The organism is Arcticibacterium sp. GJ41-1 (assembly GCF_055808875.1).
Genome location: NZ_CM147888.1, coordinates 3,880,876 through 3,901,185, shown reverse-complemented (window position 1 = coordinate 3,901,185; position 20,310 = coordinate 3,880,876). Strand labels below are relative to the sequence as shown.

The window sequence follows — 20,310 nt, the reverse complement described above, 5'->3', positions numbered from 1 at the left end:
TAATTTTGGCCTTCTTCAAAAAATAGGAAATGGATCGTAAACATCAGTTAGGAAAGTTAAGGACAGAGAAATTTGATATCTGTATAATAGGAGCAGGAGCAAGTGGTTCGGGGGCGGTTTTAGATGCGGTATTGAGAGGTTATAAAGTAGCCTTGATTGATAAGAATGATTTCTGTGCTGAGACATCTTCAAAGTCTACTAAGCTGATTCATGGCGGAGTAAGATATTTAGAAAGAGCTTTCAAACAATTAGATTTAGAACAACTTAGGCAAGTGCGTCATGGACTGCACGAGCGTAAAACGTTGTTGACTATTGCACCACATTTGGCAAAGCCTATTCCTTTAATTACACCCGTATTTTCTTGGTTTGAAGGAATGTACTATAGCATTGGGCTAAAGTTATACGGAATGTTTGCGGCTGGTGATGGATTGCCTTCGGCCAAATGGTTGAGCAAGGCTGATACGCTAAAAAGAATGCCGGGACTGACACAGGAAATGCATAGCTCTGTGCTTTACTATGATGGTACTTTTAATGATGCTGCATTTAGTTTGGCCATGGTGAGTTCGGCGGAGCAAAAAGGGGCTATTGTAGCTAATTATGTTTCCTTGACTAATTTTGAGAAAAATGCAGAAGGCAAATTGTCAAAAGCCTTGGTCAAAGACGAAATAAGCGGTGAGGATTTTGAGATAGATGCTAAGCTTTTTATAAACTGTACAGGGCCATTTGCAGATGATGTAAGGCTTATGGCAGATAAGGATGAAGAGTCTAGAATGAGACCTGCTAAAGGTGTTCACTTTGTATTCCCATCTGAACTTATGAAAGGAGAAGACGCCATGCTTATACCAGAAACTAAAGATGGTAGAGTAGTTTTTGTGAAGCCTATCGGCAACAAAATAATGGTAGGAACCACTGATACAGCTTACACTGATATGGCACATGAGCCAATATTGGAAAGTAAAGAGGTAGACTATTTGTTAGAAACGGTCAATCCGTTCTTAGAAAAACCTTTAGAAAGAAAAGATATAACAAGTGGATTTGGAGGAGTTAGACCTTTATTGGCTCCAAAGAGCAGTAAGCGAAAAGAAACAAAAGCTCTTCTGAGGGACCACGAGGTGGAATATTTGCCAGAGTCTGGACTGTTAAGCCTTTTAGGAGGAAAATGGACGACCTACCGTGTCATGGCAAAAGACGTGATAGATTATGCCGGCGAGTTGCTTAATAAGCAAGGCGAATGTGTAACAGCTAGTCATAAATTAGTAGGGGCTCAAAACTCCGCTTTTTTAATAGATGTTTATAAAGCGAAAGCGTCCAAATTATTATCGAAAGGCACAGTAGAACACCTTTATGAAAACTATGGTGACCTTTCTTTAGAAGTATTAATGCTGGTAGAAAGAGAACCTGCTTTAGCAGAAAAACTTCATACTGATTATCCTTTTATTAAGGCTGAAGCTGCATTTGCGGTTAAAAGAGAAATGGCTACGAAGCTTAGAGATTTCTTTGCAAGAAGAATAAGAATGGAGCTTTTAGACTGGGAAGCTACTAAGGCGTCCATAGATAAAGTGGCTCCGATTTTTCAGAGAAACCTAGCTTGGTCTGATGAAGAAATGGAGGCGAATAAGAAAGAATACGCAGACCTTTTAGATAAATTTCAGAGAGTTTCAGGAATTTAAGTGATATTTCTCGTAGCCATAGAACCAAAATAATTAGATTTGCGTTTTATTTAAACTAATTCTAAATAGTCGCCAATTGGAAGAAACCACTAATATATTATCCGAATTTTCTCCTGGAGAATCTGTATTAATTGACGGGTTTACAGACGAAGAACTTTCATTAAAATTAATGGAAATGGGTTTTGTACCGGGGACGGTTGTCAAAATTGACCGTGAGGCTCCATTGGGTTGTCCTGTTTGTGTCACTATCGGTGGCGATTATCAAGTATCTCTTCGAAAGTCTGAAGCCGCTACGGTTTTGGTAAAAAGCATTATTGTATGAAAGTAGCTCTGATTGGTAATCCAAACAGTGGTAAAACCTCTTTATTTAATCAGTTAACTGGTCTAAGGCAGAAAGTAGGGAATTTTCCTGGTGTAACGGTTGATAAGAAAATAGGAATAGCAAAGCTTAACTCTGGGGAAAAGGTGGAGGTCATTGACTTTCCGGGAACCTACAGTATTTACCCTACTTCTATAGATGAGCAAGTGGTTTTAGATGTACTTTCTAACCCTAAAAATCCAGACTATCCAGACTTAGCAGTGGTGGTGGTAGATGCCTCCAACCTTAAAAGAAATATGCTCCTTTTTGAGCAAGTTTCTAATTTAGGAATTCCAACCGTTTTAGCATTAAATATGTTAGATACGGCATTAGATGCTGGTACAGCTATAGATACAATAAAATTAGAAGCTCATTTAGAAGTTCCGGTGGTAGAAATAAATGCCAGAGAAGGAATAGGCGTGAATGGGCTTAAGTTAAGGCTAGAGCAGGCTTTGGTGGATCGTAATATTCACCACAATGTAGAAATTGATGAGAAATATGAGGCGGCTGTTTTAGAAGTTAAACAAGCCTTTAGTTTAAATAATGATTACCTCGCTAGTCAATACCTTGCTCAAGGTGATAAGCTTAGTTTTTTGAGCGAAAGCGAAAAAGAATTAATAAAAGGGATAGGTCAAAAGCATGGCTTTAGTGCAAGTGCCTTTCAGGCTGCAGAAACACTTGGGCATTTTCAAGATATAAGTACTGCCTTAAAAGAAGTGGTTCAGGTAGGGGCAGAAAGAGGAGATACCAGAACGAATAGAATGGACGCCATACTGCTTCATAAGGTGTGGGGTTACGTCATATTTTTCGGCATACTTTTCGTTGTTTTTAATGCAGTTTTTGCCCTGTCGGAATATCCTATGGATTGGATTGACGGCGGCATAGCAAATTTAAATAATTGGCTTAAATCTGTGCTGCCAGAGAGTAAATTAACATCCTTACTTACAGACGGGGTGATTGCAGGAGTAGGAGGAGTGCTAATGTTTATTCCTCAGATAGCTCTACTTTTTGCAGGAATTGCCATTTTGGAGGAGTCTGGTTATATGGCCAGAGTAGTGGTTTTGATGGATAAATTAATTAGACGTTTTGGCCTCAGTGGCAAATCTGTAGTACCACTAATGTCAGGAATTGGTTGTGCCGTTCCAGCAGTAATGTCTGCTAGAACCATTGGTAGTTGGCAAGAGCGATTGGTTACTATCATGGTAACGCCATTGATGAGTTGTGCTGCCAGATTGCCTATTTATACTATTCTTATTGCTCTTGTAGTTCCTAATACCTCACTTTTTGGAGTTTTTGGTTTACAAGGACTTACCCTGATGGGGCTATACCTTTTAGGTTTTCTATCTGCACTTTTGGCTGGCTACGTCATGAAGAAAATCATGAAGTCAGAGAAGAGAAGCATTTTTGTGATGGAATTACCTACTTATAAAGCACCAAGATGGGGACAGGTTTTCTATACCATTTATGAGAAAGTAAAGACTTTTGTTTTTGAAGCAGGTAAAGTTATTCTTGCTATCTCCATTGTTTTATGGGTATTAGCCTCTTATGGTCCAGGTGATAAAATAGAGCAAGCTCCAGAAATAGTGGCTGCCGCAAATCCTACTTTAGAAGGAATGGAATTAGAAAATGCAGTTTCTAGTTTTCAATTGGAAAATTCATACGCAGGTTATTTTGGGAAAGCCATAGAACCCGCCATCAAACCATTAGGTTACGACTGGAAGATAGGAATAGCATTGATTACGTCTTTTGCGGCCAGAGAAGTCTTTGTAGGGACCATGTCGACCATTTACAGCATTGGAGGTGACAGTGCTGACGATAACACCATAAAAGCAAGATTAAGAAGAGAAGTGAATCCTGAAACAGGCGAACCTGTTTTCAATACGGCTACGTCCTTTTCGCTGCTTATTTTCTACGTATTTGCTATGATGTGCATGAGTACCATAGCGGTAGTGTATCGTGAAACCAAAGGCTGGAAATGGCCTATGATTCAGTTAGGCTACATGAGCGTTCTGGCTTATGTATCAGCCTTTATTGTTTATCAAATTTTGAAGTAAGGGGAGGGTTTATCCAAGTGATTTAGTCAATGTTTTTTTGCTATTGAAACTTATTATTCTATTAGATTTCAGGTTTTTAAACTTTGACAAAGGTTAGAAGAACTAAAGCTCAAAACTGGAAATATTGCTGTGTCTTTTTTACAGGTTTTACAAATTATATTCATTTATGGACTTATTATTACTTGGTATAAATTAAAACAGCATATGAATGTCAAAATACTAGTATTAGGCTTAATGATTTCAACAGTTTCTTTTTCTCAAGTTTCAGTTAGCGATGGTGGCTTTTACTTTGCTAAAGAGTATAGTAAAGATGTGGCTCTTTATAAGGCTAAAGAGTTTGTAATGGAAAAGGTTATTGGCGGTGGGGGAAGTTTAGTGAAATTTTCTATTGACCCTTTAGCCGCTTCGACTTCTGGTGAATTGACTTCTTTGGTTTATGGATGTGATGAAAAGAATCTAAGCGGACTTGTTTTAGGGTTTTATGGGGACCAATGGACTAAGTTAGGTGTTGCTTATCAAGCCTATGCTTTTAAAAACCTTCCGGATGAGAAAGCCTTAGAAATTCTTTCAAAATTAGATAGTTATATAGACAAAGAATCGAAATATCTGGCAGCTGATTCAGATAACAACAATATGTATTTCACATATGATGATATGACTTTCTTGATTTACCGTTTTGGTAGTGTGAAAGTGAGGGTATTTTGGAATGGATTTGACTCAGAATGGGATTGGGGTTCTTTTTATAGAACGAAGAAAAGGTTGGAGCGTAAACTGAAAAATTAATTTAAAATCCTATTTGCTGTTATGCTAGAAACTCTAATGGACTTTAAGTAAAACCTTATAGAGCTTGTTGGAATTTGTTAAACTGAACTACAGCATTCAAAAATTGATGTAGAAGAGATAAATCTCACCTATTTATTTATGCTTGTGGCTTTCTGCTAAATAGAAATCATGCTCGCAAATGGGGCAGTGCACTTTTTCATTGCTTCGTCGTTTACCACGAATTTGTTCGGCGAACCCACTTGCCAAAATACCTGTAGGAAGAGCAAAAATAGAAACGCCTAAAATAGCCATTAAGCCGCCTAAAACTTTCCCTAATGGCGTTATTGGATGCATATCACCGTAACCTACGGTAGTCATGGCATTGACACCCCACCAAAGTGACGCTGGTATAGAAGAGAAGGCTTCAGGTTGGGCCTCTTGCTCTATGTAAAAAGCCAAGCTTGAGGAAATCAAGAGGAGAAAAATGATAAAGGAAACACTAAGTAAGAGTTCCTCTTTTTTATCTCTTAATACGTTTTGAATAACTCGTAAGGCATGAAAGTATCTGCTCACCCTAAAAAGTCTAAAGATTCGAAGGAGGCGGAGTATCTTAACAAAGCCTAGGTCTGTCCTGAAAAATGAAAAGTAGAATGGAAAAATGGCTAGAAAGTCAATGATTCCCCAAGGAGAAAAAATAAACTTAATTCTTCCCCAAAATGGATGTCTGTATTCGGCCTTTTCTACACTAGACCAAACTCTAAGAATATACTCAATGGAAAAGATTGATACAGAGAATAACTCAAAATCTAAGAAGAACCGACGAAATTGATTACCAATACTAGGCACAGTATTTAGGATAATGGCCACGGTATTAAGGAATATAAGAACCGAAAGGGCAATGTTTACAATAAAGCTCAATCCACGCTTTCGCTGGAACTTAATTTCCAAAATATCATAAGTTCGTTTTCGTAGCGTCAAAATTCATTGTTTAAGAGATACAAGTATAGGGATTTTGTGAGCCATTTTCGGCGACCAAACATAACTTTTTTACGATAACTAAAAGATTTACGATGTGCGAAGAATCTTGTCCATCTTTCTGCCTTTTGCTAATTCATCTACCAGTTTGTCTAAATATCTGACTTGTTGGGTTAAGGGTGTCTCAATATCCTCAATTCGGTAGCCACATATCATCCCTTTAATCAGTGGAGCATTTGGGTTAAGTTTTGCTCTTTTAAAGAACGTTTCAAAGGTTACTTTTTCGTCAATGAGTTCTTCTAGTTTTTGCTCATTAAAACCAGTGAGCCATTCAATTACCTCGTGCAGTTCTGTTAGGGATCTACCTTTCTTTTCCACTTTAGTAATATAATGCGGATAAACAGACGCGAATGTTAAAACGGCTATTTTTTCGTCATGAGCAGGAGTTGTATTAGGCATAATTAAGTTTATTAATATGGGACGAGTTTCTGTTAGCTAATTTAAAATTTATTAACAGCAATTCCCTTGGACGCTTTATTTTGCGTACCCCAAATGTGTAGGTTTCCTTCTTTGTCCACTTGTACACCAGCTGCGGAACCAAAATCAACGCCATTCGTAGTATTAAAAGCTTTGCTGGCTACTTTCTTCATTATCGGGTCATAAGTTTCTCTATCGCTGATAAGTATTAAGTCGGCGTAGCTAATGTGTTCTTTGCTGTAAAATCCAATTGCGTAAATGGCGTTTTCGTCTCTAAGAAGATGGATAGACTGATAGCCTGCCCAATTATCTGGGGCGGTGAAGGAATGTAATATTTCTTGTTCTTGCTTTTCTGGATTAATAGCGTAAAAGTCCCAAATACGGCTATCCCAATTACTTACTACAATAAGATAATTGCTGTTTAGTACTAGTAAGCCTACTGCTCCTGAGGTTTGCTTTTCTGCTTCACCCTCTCTATCAATATTTAAATTAGGAAGAGCCTTTGCAAGATTATCGTTGTGGTAGTTGTAAAGACGAACCTTCGAGCGGGTTTTAATAATATTATCTTCAATTCCTACAGCTAAATAGTCGCCACTTACTTGAATGCCGCCAGCATGTCTAAATGGCTCGTCCATGAGAGCGATAAGCTTTTCGGTCTTTTGTGTGGCTAAGTCGGCTTGTAAAACATAAGCTAAAGAAGAAGAACTACCAGATATTAAAAGTTTATCACGTCCATTTGAATTAATCACTTGTACTCCTTGAAAGTGTCCATTCTTGGTAGGGACGTCAATGTCATTGCTTAAGACAAATACTTTAGGGGTAACGCTTATATGAGCAAAAGCGTCTGGTACGTTTTTTACTTCTTGGGCAAAGCCTGATATGGGTTTTGATAATAAACAGATGAATAGGCAAAGGTTTATAGCGACTTGTATGAATTTCAATGTTTTGGGCATGAGCTATCGATTGTTTCTTTAAAGCTAATTGTTTTTTGAGAGGTTTGAAAATTGTGCTCTGCGAAGCTTGCAGCTTCGTAGGAGTGTTTTCAGCCTCTGGCTGACATCGAGTGGCTTTCTCCAAGTGCTGATATTACTGAAAATATTTCTATTTTTAATAAATCGTTAATTGTCAATAGACTAAATCCAATATGAGCGAAGGTTATCAAATAAGAAATCAAAGTGCACCGCATTTTTTGACATTTACAGTGGTGGACTGGGTTGATGTTTTTACTAGAAAATCGTGTCGTGACATTGTTATAGAAAGCCTAAAGTTTTGTCAGAAAAATAAGGGCATGGAGATATATGGCTATGTTATTATGAGTAATCATATTCACATGATTATTCAGTCTAATGATGGAAACTTATCGAATTTGATAAAGGACTTTAAAAGCTTTGTTGCGAAGCAGATTCTAGAGGAAATTGAGTCAGGAGGTGAAAGTAGGGCAGATTGGATGCTAAAAAGGTTTGAATTCGCCGCTCAAAGTAATTCCAGAAATTCTAAATATCAGTTTTGGAGATATGGGAATCATCCAGAAGAAGTATCTAGTGAGAAGTTTTTATGGACAAAACTGAATTATATTCATATGAATCCCGTAAGAGCAGGTATCGTAAATAAGGCTTCAGACTATTTGTATTCAAGTGCAGCGAATTATGTGGGAGGTGAGGGACTAATAGAATTCGAATTACCTTCAAATCCAATAATAGATGTTTTGAGAAAGGAGCGTTTCAACTTTGAAATTGACGAATGGTAATAAAGTGCTCTGCGAAGCTTGCAGCTTCGAAAGAGTGTTAATCAGCTTCTGGCTGATATAGATGTATTAAATCCAAAGAGCTTTTTGATTTAGGTTTTCGGAAATAACAGAACTAGTGTTCAAACCAGAGGTTTGATACCACCGCACCGAAGCTGGAAGCTTCGGAGAGCGAAGAGTGTTCTGCGAAGCTTACAGCTTCGTAGGAGTGTTAATCAGCCTCTGGCTGACATATATGTATTAAATCCAAAGAACTTATTGATTTAGGTTTTCGAAAACAACAGACCTAGTGTTCAAACCAGAGGTTTGATATCACTTCACCGAAGCTGGAAGCTTCGGTGAGCGAATAGTGCTCTGCGAAGCTTTTAGCTTCGTAGGAGTGTTAATCAGCCTCTGGCTGACATAGATGGATTAAATCTAAAGAACTTTTTGATTTAGAGGTTTTCGGAAATAGTAGAACTCGTGTTCTAACCAGAGGTTTGATATCGCCGCACCGAAGCTGGAAGCTTCGGTGAGTAATATTATAACAATATTCGTCAAAACTTTTTTATTTCAAAGCACTTGCTTAGTTTTGCAGTGCAATGGGAAGACAAAAGGCATATTGTGAAGAAGAGGTAATAGAAAAGGCGATGGCTGTTTTTTGGAAAAACGGCTATGAGGCTACTTCTGTACGCATGCTCGAGAAAGAAATGGGTATAAACCAGTTTTCTATTTATGCTAGCTTTGGCAATAAGCAAGGGGTCTTTTTAGAGAGTGTGAAGTACTATAAGAAAAAATTAGCTTGTATTACAGATAAGCTTAAGGCTTCCCAAAATGGCATTGTTGGCATCAAAGAATACTTTTACGATTTTCAAGGTTTCTCTGGCGACAATGATTTAAATAAAGGCTGTATGATAGCCAAAGCCATGGGTGAGACTTGTGACAAAAAAGATTCTGTAATCGCAGATGAGTTAATGAAGTTTTCAAATAGTCTTAAGGAGCTTTTTAAGGTGAATTTGGCTCAAGAAGTAGGAAGAAGTGAAGCCGATGTAGAAAGACAGGCGAACTTTTTAATGATTTGTCTGCAAGGCTTGTCACAGGCTTCTAGGGTTTATTCACAAGAGCAGTTAGAAGACTTCATAGAAACCACTTTTAGTAATCTTTGACATTTTTTTTGAACTAAAACTAAGCGTTTGCTTAGTAATTAATATATAGCATTATGGATAATAATTTAAGATTAAAAGTAGGGGATAAGGCTCCTGTATTTGCCACCAAAGATATTCGAAATCATAAGGTGACACCTTTTCATGCAAACAAATGGACTTTGATATCTTTTCATCGTTTTGCGGCTTGCCCGTTTTGTGTTTTAAGAACCAATGAGCTAATTAGCAGGTATGACGAGTTTGGCGAAAATGATATTGATATTATCAGTATTTGGCCTTCCAGTGCCGAGAGTATGCTGAAAGTAGGAGAGCATGCCACCACGCCTTTTCCTTTAGTGTCTGATGAGCAGAAGGTTATTTTTGAGCAATATGGCGTTACTAAATCCTCTAAAAGTTCGATGTTCAAATTGCTTCTTCATCCAAAACTGATGGTGGATGTAATGAAACAGAAATCAAAACTAAAAGACGAAGAATCGAATGTTGATAAGGCCTTGTTACCTGCTGAATTTTTAGTAAACCCTGAAGGGGAAATTGTGATGGCACATTATGCTGAGCATTATGGTGACCACGTAGCTGTGGAACATTTATTGACAATAGCGAAAACAGAATCTCAAGTTTTGGCGTACGCCTAAACTTCTTTTATATTTTTTTACACCAAATCTAAGCAAACGCTTAGTAAGTTTTAATAACAACAAATTATGAGTATTACTATCGAAAATAAAGTAGCCTTAATCACAGGAGCAAATCGTGGAATTGGGAAAGCTATTACGGAGTCATTTTTAAATCACGGAGCCAAGAAAGTGTATTTGGCAGTACGTGACGTTAATTCTACAAAAGCTTTAGAAGAAAAATATGGCGACAAAGTGGTAACACTTCAGGCAGATTTGACCAATCAAGCTTCTATAAATGCATTGGCCGAGGCAGCAAAAGATGTGGACATTGTGGTGAACAATGCAGGAATAGCAAAATTAGCTTCACCATTAAGCAATAATGCGGAAGAGGCATTGACACAAGAGTTGGACGTAAACGTATTTGGTTTGCTACGTGTAGCTAATGCATTCGCAGCAACCTTAGAAAGTCATAAAGGTGCTTTGGTACAGTTAAATTCTGTGGCGTCTATTAAAAACTTCCCAGATTTATCTACTTATTCTGCTTCAAAAGCGGCTTCTTATTCTTTAACACAAGGTTTGAGAGTGAAGTTAGGAGAGAAAGGTGTGAGCGTTTTAAGTGTGCACCCAGGCCCTATTGCTACAGACATGGGAGCAGCAGCGGGTTTCACTGAAGCGGCAGATGCTTCGGTGGTTTCAGAAGGTATAGTGAACTCACTAAAAGCGGGCGAATTCCATTTATTTCCAGACGAAATGGCGAAACAATTTGAGGGAGCTTACCAATCGTTTTCTGATAATGTGGTCATGGCTTAAGGCTAGCATTATTTTATTACAAGAAAAGCGGCAATTTATCAGAATTGCCGCTTTTACTTTATCAATGAAAAGGATTTTATCCCCAAAGATTTTCAAACGTATAATCTGAGCCTTCCATGCACCAAAAATCTCCTTTAATAAATCGGAAGTCTTTATTTAAATTGTTTAAGGCTTTCATTTGAGTATCTGAAAGCTCTATATCCGCAGCTGCTAGATTTTCAGCCAAACGAGATTCGTTTACAGATTTAGGTATAACCGTGGTACCTCGCACCACAGCCCATGATAGCATCACTTGTGCTGCTGAGCAGCCTTTTTCTTTCGCTATATTCTTAACCGTTTCGTTTTCGAAAAGCTTAGGCTCGTCGGCCGCTATTCTTATGGCAGGTCTGTCTGCAGAACCTAGCGGAGCATACGCAGTCATAATGATGTTCTTGGCGTCACAGTAGCTTTTAAGCTCGTTTTGCTGCAAGAAAAGATGCATTTCCACTTGATTAGCTTCTGGTGTTACCCCAGTTTTAGCTATTAAGTCATCTATTTTACTTGGGCTAAAATTAGATACACCTATGTGTTTTGCTAGACCACTTTCTTTTATGGCTATCATACCTTTCCAAGTTTCATCTAGGGGAGTAACCGAAAGACTCACCATGTCGGCCGCAGTTTCTGGATACATGGCTGTATCTTTTAAAACCACTGGCCAGTGGATAAGGTAAAGGTCTAAATAATCAAGCTGTAAATTGGCCAAGGTAACTTTTAAAGCAGGCTCTACTTGCTCCAGTCTATGGTTATTGTTCCACAGTTTTGAAGTAATCCAAAGGTCTTCTCTTTTGACATCGCCAGCAGCAAAAGCGTCGGTGAAAGCTTCGCCAATTTCTTTTTCGTTGCCATAAACATAGGCACAGTCAAAGTGGGTATACCCAAGCTTGATTGCAGTTCTAACTGCCTTATAAACATCTCCAGGAGCAGATTTCCATGTTCCTAAACCCAGAGCGGGCATTTTATCTTTATTTGAGAATTCTAAGTATTTCATTTTTTGTTTTATTGGCCATTAGCTTTGAACACTTAGCTATTAGCTTTTTTAGTATATGTAAAAAAAGACAAATTTAAAATCAGGGGGCTAATATCGTAGAATCAGTACCTAATATCAAATATCAGATATCGAGTAAAAAGAACGAATATCTAACAACAAATATCTAATATCGAACATCTAAGCAAAGGCTTTCTTCAACCGCTCCACTGCCACTTCTAAATTTGCACGCTGCGTTCCAAAATTTAATCTAAAGTAGCCTTTTCCTTTAAACTGATGTGCTCCAGAAACACCAAGTCCGTATTTGATAAGATAATCTTCCAGATTTGGTATATCTTCTCTGTCGCATTTTATCCAGGCTAGGTAAGTGGCCTCGCATGGTGTCATACTTAAAGAAGGAATTTTGTTGATTTCCTCCATTAAATAATCATGATTTGCTTTAAGATAAGAAACCAGTTCTTTTCTCCATGGTTCGCCATCTTTATAAGCAGCTAACATAGTTTGAGCCATAAATGCGTTTGCATGCGGCTGTATTCCGAAAGTTACATTTTGAAACTTCTTACGTATTTCAGGATTTGGGATTATGGCCATTGATCCACCCAAACCAGCGATGTTAAAGGTTTTGCTAGGAGCCAAAAGTGTTACACTGTTCTGCTCTGTTCGCGTATCTAAAGAAGCCACAGAAATGTGTTTTGCATTGCTGTCAATAACCAAATCGCAATGAATCTCATCAGAAACTAATATCAAATCATGCTTTTCGCAAAAGGTAGTTAAGGCTGTTAATTCAGCTTTGTCAAATACTCTTCCGTTAGGATTATGAGGATTGCAAAGCATATACATTTTGGTATTAGCGTTTACCTGATTTTCCATTTCTTGAAAATCCATTTCCCATCGGTCGTTTTGCCAAACAAAAGGAACTTCGGCAGTTTTTAAACCAACGGTTTTACCTGCTAAACTCAAATGATAGTAAACAGGAGTGGAAGTCATGATTTCTGTGGCGGCATCATTAAAAATACGTGCAGAAGCATGCAAGCCAGGTACCAAACCGGGCAATAATACTATCCAATCTTTTTCTATTTTCCAGTTATGCTTGGTGGCTAGTCTGTCAATAATGACCTCATAAAGCTCGTCAGGAGCCATGGCGTAACCATAAATCTGGTGGTCTACTATTTTTTGCAGAGCTTCTTTCACTTCCAAAGGACTTTCAAAATCCATGTCGGCTATCCATAGCGGTAAAATGTCATCTGAGAATTTATCCCATTTGATACTTCCTGTATTTTTTCTGTTAGTTGGCTTGTCGAAATTGAATGGCATAGAAGAACAATTTGTTTATGAATTAAATGATTATCGCTTAAGAAAAGTTCGCTCTAAAGGTGCATAATATTGAATAGCGTAACAAGCTGTTGCAATTACCGTTTTGGTCTATTTTATGCTTCTTAGTGTACTAAATAAAGCTATTTTTATGGGATAAAACTCAACCATAATGAACCGTAAAACATTTCTTAAAACTTCTGCATTGGCGTCAGCCGGAATACTTTCAAGACCATTTATTACCTATGCCAATGCCGCTAAATATCGTGTGGCACTGATAGGCTGTGGCTGGTGGGGTACTAATATTCTTAGAGAAGCTGTGGCGAGTGGGGTAGTGGAAGTGGTAGCTCTGTGCGATGTACATGAAGCTCAAATTGACAGCTGTGCAAAGGAGTTAAATACTTGGTGTAAATATAAACCAAAGAAGTTTAAAGACTTTAGGGATTGTATAAAAAATGCCAAGCCAGACTTGGTTATCAATGCTACGCCAGACCATTGGCATGCTTTAATAGCAATTCATGCTTTAAATAATGGCTGTCATGTATTTCTTGAAAAGCCGATAGGCCATACAGTAAAAGAAGGTACAGCCATTCAAAAAGCTGCTAGAGCCAATAATAGAATCTGTATTGTAGATTTTCATAGAAGGTATTCGCCGCATAATGTCAGCGGGATGGAATTCTTGAAATCAGGTAAAGTAGGTAGAATTCAGGAAGTACGTGCTTTTGTGAATTATTCGGGCGGTGGAGGCACTCAGAAACCTAGTGAGGCTAAACCTGCAGATATGGACTGGGATATGTACTGTGGGCCAGCCAAATTAATAGATTATCACTCAGGTATTCATCCGAAAGCGTGGCGACGTCAAAGAGAGTTTGCCAACGGTACTTTAGGAGACTGGGCACCGCATTGGTTTGACCAAATTCTTTGGTGGACGGAAGAAAAGGCTCCAAAGAAAATATTCTCAACCAGTACCAAGAAGATACATGATAATATTCAGACAGTTCCTGAAAATCAATTGGTAACCTACGAATTTGAAGACTTTATTTGTTTCTGGGAACACAGCATAAATAACACCAGACCTGTACAAAAAGGGGAAAACGTAGGTGCCTATTTCCACGGAACGGAGGGTACATTCCATATGGGCTGGCATGGTGGCTGGACATTTTATCCTCATGGTAAAAATGCCACAACCATTCATGAAGACCCACAACTAGATTCTCCAGACGGTCAAAATATCAAATTAGTGTGGGCTGATTTCTTAAACTCGATTAAAACAGGAGAGCTACCTCATGCCGATATAGAACATGGACGTCAGGCCACCAACATGTCGCTCTTAGGAATGCTGTCAAATGATTTGGGCAGAAGTATCATCTGGGACCATGAAAAAGATATGGTGAAAGGTGATGCAGAAGCCAATAAGCTTCTTACCCGTGATTATAGAGGGGAGTGGGTTTATCCGAGTTAAAATATTGATAAGCTGGACACGGAAGAAATGAAATCCGTGTCCAATCCCAGCCCGGCAGGCTTGTTTATCTGTGTTCTATTTGAAGTAAAAAAGAGTCCATAAAAACATCTAATTCCTTTTGAAATTCTCCACTCATTGCAGGATTCATCTTCCCCTTAATTCCAGAAATTACCAACTGCGTTTCAGAGTTCAGTTTGCACTGAATAGTGCCTAAAACTAGTACCAACTGTTCCATAGCTTTTTGACCAGAAGCAGCTCCCACAATAATTCCAACCGGTTTATCAGTAAATACTTCAGTAGAAACACACCATTCTAAAGCATTTTTAAGAACTGCTGGCATACTGAAAACATATTCCGGGGTTGAGATTAGAATTGCATCAGCAGAATCAATCTCCGTTCTTAAAGTTTTGACAATTTCCGAAGCATGGTTTTCGTCAATTTCAGGATTGAAATGAGGTAAGTCCGCTAGGTTGATATGGTCTATGAACCGGGCTTCTGCATGAAACTTTTCAGCAATAAAAGCTAATAAACGATTATTACTAGAGTCCTTTTTTAGGCTTCCTGACAATACTAAAATTCTTGGCTTACTCACTTCAATGTGTGTTTTATTAAGTAAAAAACTAAGCCAAGAATATATTGATTCCCTATTTATCCTTCTTCTTAAAAATCCCTTTCCAAGATTTCTTCTTTGGAGCATTCGCACGCTCTTCTTTTTTGACTGGTAATTTCAGAATAGCCTCACTAAGTTTAGGTAAGTCGGTTCCTCCAAAAGTCCCTGAAGACATTAATAGAAGGTTTGACTGGTACCAGTTTATACCTTTAAGATAAGTATCAAGTTCCTCTGTGGTGGTAAAAATATGTAAGTCTTCTCTGCCAAAGGCTGCTTTAATTTCTTCAGGAGAAATAGGTGGCATCTTTTTCATTTCTACCGTGTGAGGACTATAGAACACAACCGCCTCGTCGGCAGCATTTAATTTCTCAGCATAATGCGGTAAAAACTCTTTACTTAAACTACTATAAGTATGTAATTCATAACAAGCAATAAGCTTTCGCTCAGGGTAAAGCTCTTTGCCAGCATCTGTAGTAGCTCCTACTTTAGAGGGTGCGTGAGCAAAGTCTCTATAAATGATTGTATTCTTATTTTCACCTAGCTTTTCTAGTCGCTTGGCCGCACCGCTAAAGCTTTGAATAGCTTCATAAAACATCTCTTCGGTAATGGCTATTTTCTCTAAAATCTCTTTAGCCCCTTGAAGGTTTTTCATGTTATGCTCCCCAAATATTTTCAGAGGAATCGGGCCATTCTTAGTTTTAAGCGTGGTTTTACCATTTTTGACCTCATATGGGTGAGCATTGTATGCTATTTGATTTACATCAGGTCTAACTTGCTTACCAATGATGTTTGCAATATCATCAGTTTCATCCCAAAGTAAAGTACTAGCTTTTGGCATACCATCGGCTAGTTGTTCAAAAGCCTTGACGTAGTCTTCAAACTTAGGGAAAACATTGAAATGGTCCCAAGCAATACCAGAAATCAAGGTAATATGAGGATGATAGAAAAGAAACTTTGATTTCATTTCTAAAGCAGATGATAGGTATTCGTCTGCCTCTAAAATAATTACAGGAGCATCATCGGTTAGTTTAACCATCAGGTCAAAGCCTTCAATTTGGGCTCCTACTAGGTAATCAAAGTTCCTGTTGTAATATTTTAATACATGCAATATGATACTGGTGATAGAAGTTTTACCATGACTTCCAGCTATTGCAATACGTTGTTTGTTTTTTGTTTGTTCAAAAACATATTCTGGGAAAGAATACACTTTAAGACCTAACTCTTGAGCCTTCTTTAGTTCTGGATTATCCTTTCTAGCGTGCATTCCTAAAATAACTGCATCAAGGTCTTCTTTAATATTATCGGTGTTCCAACCTATCTTTTTTGGAAGTATCCCAGCTTTTTCTAATCTTGACTTCGCAGGGTCGTAAATTTCATCATCTGAGCCAGTTACGTTGTAACCTTTCTGAAGTAATGCTAAAGCGAGGTTATGCATGATAGCTCCGCCAACAGCTATAAAGTGGATGTTTTTTATCGTTTTTGACATTGAAAAGAGTTTGGCTCTGTTATTAACAAATTATGATTTTGCTATAGAATTAAATTGCAATTTGTGAATTTTATATCACATTTGCACAAGGTTTTGCGGGTCCAGCCCTTTCTGGAATTAAAATTTTACAATACTGTAGGTCGAATAGCTTAGAATGAAAAGATACATTGATTTAATTCAGCAGACTTTTGAATTTCCAACAAGAGAGTTTGGGGTTGATGTGGATAACACCCTTCTTTTTAATAATGTACCCTTGATGGATATCATTGAGAAATACGGTACACCGCTAAAACTGACCTACTTACCTAAGATTTCGGAACATATTGAAAATGCTAGGCTTATTTTCAAAAATGCTATGAAAAAGTACAATTACTCTGGGTCATATACCTACTGTTATTGTACCAAATCCAGTCATTTCAAGTTTGTTCTGGAGGAAGCTTTAAAAAATAATATTCACTTAGAGACTTCATCGGCTTTTGATATGCCTATTATTCAGGCTTTAGAAAAAGAAGGTAAAATTTCAAAAAACAACTACATTATTTGTAATGGGCATAAGAGACCACAGTATTTAGAGTATATCTCTGAAATGCTGAATGATGGTTACAAAAACCTGATACCTGTTTTAGATAATCTAGATGAGATAGACCATTATTTAGAACATGCTGATAAAGCAAAAGAGGTTCAAATAGGGATAAGAATAGCTACAGACGAAGAGCCAAATTTTGCTTTTTATACTTCCCGTTTAGGTATTCGCTATAAAGATGTGGACGAACTTTATTTGGAAAAAATAAAGCCAGACCCGCGTTTCAAGCTTAAAATGCTTCACTTCTTCATAAACTCTGGTATAAAAGATACGGCCTACTATTGGTCTGAGCTAACTCGTTTCATGTTTAAATACTGCGAGATGAAGAAAATTTGTCCAGAGTTAGACAGTATTGATATTGGAGGAGGATTACCTATACAGACCTCCGTGGTGTTTAATTATGATTATCAATCTATGATTGATGAAATCATTGAAAATATTCAGTGGATTTGTAATAAAAATGATGTTCCTGTTCCAAATATCTTTACGGAGTTTGGAAGTTACACCGTAGGGGAGAGCGGAGCTACTATTTATAAAGTGATTGACATCAAACAGCAAAACGACCGTGAGTTTTGGTACATGATTGATGGTTCATTCATTACGCAATTGCCAGATTCATGGGGTATTGGTCAAAAATATATTATGCTTCCGGTCAATAATTGGGATGCACCGTATACCAAAGTGAATTTAGGTGGACTAACCTGTGACTCAGCAGATTACTATAATACAGAGGCTCACTCAGAAGACCTGTATATGCCTATGTTTAATGAGGATAACGAAGAGCAGTATATTGGCTTTTTCCACACGGGGGCTTACCAAGAGTCACTAGGTGGTTATGGCGGTATTCAGCATTGTTTAATACCTTCTACCAAACACGTTTTGGTTAATCTAGACGAAGAAGGAAACCTGACTACGGAGCTATTTGCAGAAGAACAAGACTCGGAGTCTATGATGAAAATTTTAGGATACAGAACCGAAAGAGGCAAGGCAGAAAAGCTTGAGAAATCGTAAATTGCTACGCCAAAATCAAATATCTAAGCTTATGGTTCGTTTTTTGTAAGAATGCTTAGAAAAGACTTAAAAACAAGATGAAATTAAGATTATTTGCTTTTTTAATAATAGGAACATACATATTCTCTTCATGCGTTAAAAAGCAATGCCCGGCTTATGGTCAGGCAGAGCAGCCTACTGCTGAAGTGGAGGCAGTTAATGTATAGGAATCAATAATTCCCATTATTGACTCCTACTTGGCGTTTCTGTTTTTAATCTATTCTATTACTGATTTGCTCTAGTACCCAGTTTGTTCTGGCAGCAGACGTTCCCGTAGAAACACTTTTTCCTTTATTATTTAATTGGTTCACTATACCTTGTATCAGTGGTTGTTGAATATGCTCGGGCATTTCAAAACTGAAGCTTTGTTTGGCTTCTCCATCAATAAATAAGTCTACGTTTGTTCCTTCAAAGAAAGGAAACTCAATACGCCCCTTAGAGCCATAAATGGTTGTTCTTTCTAATTCTGAGTTTTCAGAAGTGGCAAAACACCAGCTTCCCATCCCCATAGCTCCATTTTCAAAGGCAAAGGTGCCTAAAGTAGTATCTTCTGCCTGGTATATTCCTCCAAAGTTTTTAGCGATTCCAGAGGCTTTAGTGATAGGGCCGAGAAGAAAATCTAAATAGTCTAACTGGTGTGAGGCTAAATCGTAAAAATACCCTGCACCTGCTATTTCTGGATTGGTACGCCAATTCTCATGATTGTCAGATTGTCCAACAATGTCTGGTTCCAATGATTTATGAACTTTCACATCCACAAAACGAACATCGCCGATGCTTCCAGAGTCTACAAGTTCCTTAATTTTTAAGAAGTTAGGCAAGGCTCTTCTGTAATAAGCCACAAAAAGAGGTACGCCTGCCTTTTCACACGTCTCTATCATGCTAAGGCACTCTGCATGATTTCTTGCCATTGGCTTTTCTACGTAAACCGGTTTTCCGGCAGCAGCGGCCATGGCGGCATAAGGTGCATGACCATTTGGTGGTGTGGCTACATAAATAGCATTTATTTCGGGATCATTTATCAGTTTTTCAGCATCATCATACCATTTTGGTACGCCATGTCTTTCGGCAAAGTCTTTTGCTTTGGCTCCTGTACGTCGCATAACGGCTACTAATTCTGAACCTTCAGCTTTTTGAAAAGCTGGTCCACTTTTCTTTTCACATACATCGCCTACGCCTATAATGCCCCACTTTATCATTTTGTGTCTTTTTTTAGGTTGAATTTTCTGCAAGTTAGTATATAGAAAATAGTCCCAAATTTATTTGCCAACTAATTCTCTTTTAAACTGACTTGGCGTCTTGCCTGTTACTTCTTTAAACTTCTTGTTGAAGTTTGATAAGGTATTAAATCCACTTTCGTAGCATACTTCTGCCACATTGTGTTTATCATTTTCTAGCATTTTGCAAGCGTTGCCTATTCTAATTTCAGAGATAAAATCGGAGAAGGTTTTATTAGACCGCTTTTTAAAATACCTGCAAAACGCAGGAACGGTCATGTTTGCTAGGTTGGCTACGTCTTCTAGTTTTATAGCTTCTTTAAAATGCTTCATGGCATAATCGTACACATTATGCATCCGTTCGGTTTCAGATTTTTTGTGGGTATTGGTATACCCCAAACTAGCTATAAAAGAGGTGTCGGAGCTTTTAGATAAAGTATTTAGTAAAGACAGTAAAATCAAAATGGCATCAAAGCCATCGGATTGCGAAAGACTTATAAGTTCATCTTTTATTTTGACTCTAGATTTTCCGGTAAACTCTATTCCTCGGTAACTATCATTTAAAAGCTTATTCAGTTTTATAGACTCTGGCAAGCTGCTCAGCGTGTTGTCTAAAAACTCTTGGGTGAAATAAACTACTATTCCTCTGGTAGATAATTCTGAGTTTGGTTCAAAATAGCTTTTGTCGTTTCGCCAAAGGTGTGGCAAGTCAGGACCAAGTAAAACGGTATCTCCTTTTTCAAATTGCTGTATGCTGTCGCCAATTAAGCGAGTGCCTTCACCTTCTAAAACTGTAAATAATTGGTAGTGAGGGTGAAAATGCCAGTTGGGGTCAAAGAACGGTTCCCTTAAATCCAGAACGGTAATGGAGCTTAAAGGACTGTCAATGTTTTTTTCTAAAGGAGTTCTCACCTATTCTATTTCTTGTATTTTGCCATAAAGAAAGTCTAAGTTAATTATTTAG

General features: G+C 37.9%; 20 protein-coding genes. 11 read left to right on the top strand and 9 right to left on the bottom strand.

Translation table 11 applies throughout. The features are described 5' to 3' along the window. The first annotated feature begins 29 nt into the window (after positions 1-29). The 4 genes from AC0L6O_RS16160 to AC0L6O_RS16145 all read left to right on the top strand — a co-directional run bounded on the left by AC0L6O_RS16160 (position 30) and on the right by AC0L6O_RS16145 (position 4,865). Entirely contained in the window at positions 30-1,670 is a 1,641-nt protein-coding gene (locus AC0L6O_RS16160; RefSeq protein WP_473303795.1) for a glycerol-3-phosphate dehydrogenase/oxidase, read from the top strand. A 76-nt stretch (positions 1,671-1,746) separates the two neighbouring features. After that, the gene (locus tag AC0L6O_RS16155) at positions 1,747-1,992 is read left to right on the top strand and encodes a FeoA family protein (protein ID WP_229201321.1); all 246 of its coding nucleotides are present in this window, start codon (positions 1,747-1,749) and stop codon (positions 1,990-1,992) included. After that, positions 1,989-4,082 (top strand): ferrous iron transport protein B, encoded by a 2,094-nt coding sequence (feoB, locus tag AC0L6O_RS16150; protein ID WP_473303794.1) that lies wholly within the window; start codon positions 1,989-1,991, stop codon positions 4,080-4,082. The genes AC0L6O_RS16155 and feoB overlap by 4 nt, the downstream gene beginning before the upstream one ends. Positions 4,083-4,286: 204 nt before the next feature. Then, positions 4,287-4,865, top strand: a complete 579-nt coding sequence (locus tag AC0L6O_RS16145) for a hypothetical protein (protein ID WP_473303793.1) — start codon at positions 4,287-4,289, stop codon at positions 4,863-4,865. 132 nt (positions 4,866-4,997) lie between these two features. Here the strand turns inward: AC0L6O_RS16145 and AC0L6O_RS16140 are convergent, their stop codons facing one another. The 3 genes from AC0L6O_RS16140 to AC0L6O_RS16130 form a co-directional block, all read right to left on the bottom strand. Continuing rightward, positions 4,998-5,792, bottom strand: a complete 795-nt coding sequence (locus AC0L6O_RS16140) for an ion transporter (RefSeq protein WP_229201320.1) — start codon at positions 5,790-5,792, stop codon at positions 4,998-5,000. Positions 5,793-5,909: 117 nt separating this feature from the next. Further along, positions 5,910-6,278: a DUF2200 domain-containing protein gene (locus AC0L6O_RS16135; protein WP_473303791.1), complete on the bottom strand. Its 369-nt coding sequence runs from the start codon at positions 6,276-6,278 to the stop codon at positions 5,910-5,912. Positions 6,279-6,319: 41 nt separating this feature from the next. Next, entirely contained in the window at positions 6,320-7,249 is a 930-nt protein-coding gene (locus AC0L6O_RS16130) for a hypothetical protein (protein WP_473303790.1), read from the bottom strand. A gap of 191 nt (positions 7,250-7,440) precedes the next feature. Between AC0L6O_RS16130 and AC0L6O_RS16125 the strand changes: the two genes are divergently transcribed. The 4 genes from AC0L6O_RS16125 (at position 7,441) to AC0L6O_RS16110 (ending at position 10,603) form a co-directional block, all read left to right on the top strand. Further along, complete coding sequence (locus AC0L6O_RS16125; RefSeq protein WP_473303789.1) at positions 7,441-8,043, top strand: REP-associated tyrosine transposase; 603 nt, start codon at positions 7,441-7,443, stop codon at positions 8,041-8,043. Positions 8,044-8,621: 578 nt separating this feature from the next. Beyond that, positions 8,622-9,185, top strand: a complete 564-nt coding sequence (locus AC0L6O_RS16120; RefSeq protein WP_473303787.1) for a TetR/AcrR family transcriptional regulator — start codon at positions 8,622-8,624, stop codon at positions 9,183-9,185. 53 nt (positions 9,186-9,238) lie between these two features. After that, positions 9,239-9,814, top strand: a complete 576-nt coding sequence (locus AC0L6O_RS16115) for a redoxin domain-containing protein (RefSeq protein WP_473303785.1) — start codon at positions 9,239-9,241, stop codon at positions 9,812-9,814. Positions 9,815-9,880: 66 nt separating this feature from the next. Next, entirely contained in the window at positions 9,881-10,603 is a 723-nt protein-coding gene (locus tag AC0L6O_RS16110) for an SDR family oxidoreductase (RefSeq protein ID WP_473303783.1), read from the top strand. 76 nt (positions 10,604-10,679) lie between these two features. Here AC0L6O_RS16110 and AC0L6O_RS16105 read toward each other — a convergent pair whose 3' ends face one another. Next, positions 10,680-11,630 carry an aldo/keto reductase gene (locus AC0L6O_RS16105; RefSeq protein ID WP_473303781.1) on the bottom strand — a complete coding sequence of 317 codons (951 nt, stop codon included), beginning with the start codon at positions 11,628-11,630 and terminating at the stop codon, positions 10,680-10,682. Between the two features lie 177 nt (positions 11,631-11,807). After that, entirely contained in the window at positions 11,808-12,941 is a 1,134-nt protein-coding gene (locus tag AC0L6O_RS16100) for a MalY/PatB family protein (RefSeq protein ID WP_473303780.1), read from the bottom strand. Positions 12,942-13,110: 169 nt separating this feature from the next. Here AC0L6O_RS16100 and AC0L6O_RS16095 point away from each other — a divergent pair, with 169 nt between their 5' ends. Beyond that, a complete protein-coding gene (locus AC0L6O_RS16095; protein ID WP_473303778.1) occupies positions 13,111-14,400 on the top strand; it encodes a Gfo/Idh/MocA family protein in 1,290 nt (429 codons plus the stop codon). A 64-nt stretch (positions 14,401-14,464) separates the two neighbouring features. Here the strand turns inward: AC0L6O_RS16095 and AC0L6O_RS16090 are convergent, their stop codons facing one another. After that, positions 14,465-14,992, bottom strand: a complete 528-nt coding sequence (locus AC0L6O_RS16090; protein ID WP_473303776.1) for an NADPH-dependent FMN reductase — start codon at positions 14,990-14,992, stop codon at positions 14,465-14,467. 52 nt (positions 14,993-15,044) lie between these two features. Continuing rightward, positions 15,045-16,496 carry a UDP-N-acetylmuramate--L-alanine ligase gene (locus tag AC0L6O_RS16085; RefSeq protein ID WP_473303774.1) on the bottom strand — a complete coding sequence of 484 codons (1,452 nt, stop codon included), beginning with the start codon at positions 16,494-16,496 and terminating at the stop codon, positions 15,045-15,047. A 154-nt stretch (positions 16,497-16,650) separates the two neighbouring features. Here AC0L6O_RS16085 and AC0L6O_RS16080 point away from each other — a divergent pair, with 154 nt between their 5' ends. Then, on the top strand, positions 16,651-18,090 hold the full coding sequence (locus AC0L6O_RS16080; RefSeq protein WP_341224385.1) for an arginine decarboxylase: 1,440 nt from the start codon (positions 16,651-16,653) through the stop codon (positions 18,088-18,090). A 77-nt stretch (positions 18,091-18,167) separates the two neighbouring features. Beyond that, positions 18,168-18,296, top strand: coding sequence for a hypothetical protein (locus tag AC0L6O_RS16075; RefSeq protein WP_473303772.1), 129 nt, complete (start codon positions 18,168-18,170; stop codon positions 18,294-18,296). 45 nt (positions 18,297-18,341) lie between these two features. On the opposite strand, the gene AC0L6O_RS16070 is transcribed toward AC0L6O_RS16075, so the two are convergent. After that, a complete protein-coding gene (locus AC0L6O_RS16070) occupies positions 18,342-19,328 on the bottom strand; it encodes a Gfo/Idh/MocA family protein (RefSeq protein ID WP_473303770.1) in 987 nt (328 codons plus the stop codon). A gap of 60 nt (positions 19,329-19,388) precedes the next feature. Further along, positions 19,389-20,258 carry an AraC family transcriptional regulator gene (locus tag AC0L6O_RS16065; RefSeq protein ID WP_473303768.1) on the bottom strand — a complete coding sequence of 290 codons (870 nt, stop codon included), beginning with the start codon at positions 20,256-20,258 and terminating at the stop codon, positions 19,389-19,391. Positions 20,259-20,310 lie beyond the last annotated feature (52 nt).

Coding starts and splice junctions, on each gene's coding strand:
- AC0L6O_RS16085 (WP_473303774.1), bottom strand. CDS start 16,496: ATGTCAAAAACGATAAAAAACATCCACTTTATAGCTGTTGGCGGAGCT.
- AC0L6O_RS16125 (WP_473303789.1), top strand. CDS start 7,441: ATGAGCGAAGGTTATCAAATAAGAAATCAAAGTGCACCGCATTTTTTG.
- AC0L6O_RS16120 (WP_473303787.1), top strand. CDS start 8,622: ATGGGAAGACAAAAGGCATATTGTGAAGAAGAGGTAATAGAAAAGGCG.
- AC0L6O_RS16115 (WP_473303785.1), top strand. CDS start 9,239: ATGGATAATAATTTAAGATTAAAAGTAGGGGATAAGGCTCCTGTATTT.
- AC0L6O_RS16070 (WP_473303770.1), bottom strand. CDS start 19,328: ATGATAAAGTGGGGCATTATAGGCGTAGGCGATGTATGTGAAAAGAAA.
- feoB (WP_473303794.1), top strand. CDS start 1,989: ATGAAAGTAGCTCTGATTGGTAATCCAAACAGTGGTAAAACCTCTTTA.
- AC0L6O_RS16135 (WP_473303791.1), bottom strand. CDS start 6,278: ATGCCTAATACAACTCCTGCTCATGACGAAAAAATAGCCGTTTTAACA.
- AC0L6O_RS16160 (WP_473303795.1), top strand. CDS start 30: ATGGATCGTAAACATCAGTTAGGAAAGTTAAGGACAGAGAAATTTGAT.
- AC0L6O_RS16130 (WP_473303790.1), bottom strand. CDS start 7,249: ATGCCCAAAACATTGAAATTCATACAAGTCGCTATAAACCTTTGCCTA.
- AC0L6O_RS16105 (WP_473303781.1), bottom strand. CDS start 11,630: ATGAAATACTTAGAATTCTCAAATAAAGATAAAATGCCCGCTCTGGGT.
- AC0L6O_RS16075 (WP_473303772.1), top strand. CDS start 18,168: ATGAAATTAAGATTATTTGCTTTTTTAATAATAGGAACATACATATTC.
- AC0L6O_RS16110 (WP_473303783.1), top strand. CDS start 9,881: ATGAGTATTACTATCGAAAATAAAGTAGCCTTAATCACAGGAGCAAAT.
- AC0L6O_RS16095 (WP_473303778.1), top strand. CDS start 13,111: ATGAACCGTAAAACATTTCTTAAAACTTCTGCATTGGCGTCAGCCGGA.
- AC0L6O_RS16080 (WP_341224385.1), top strand. CDS start 16,651: ATGAAAAGATACATTGATTTAATTCAGCAGACTTTTGAATTTCCAACA.
- AC0L6O_RS16100 (WP_473303780.1), bottom strand. CDS start 12,941: ATGCCATTCAATTTCGACAAGCCAACTAACAGAAAAAATACAGGAAGT.
- AC0L6O_RS16145 (WP_473303793.1), top strand. CDS start 4,287: ATGAATGTCAAAATACTAGTATTAGGCTTAATGATTTCAACAGTTTCT.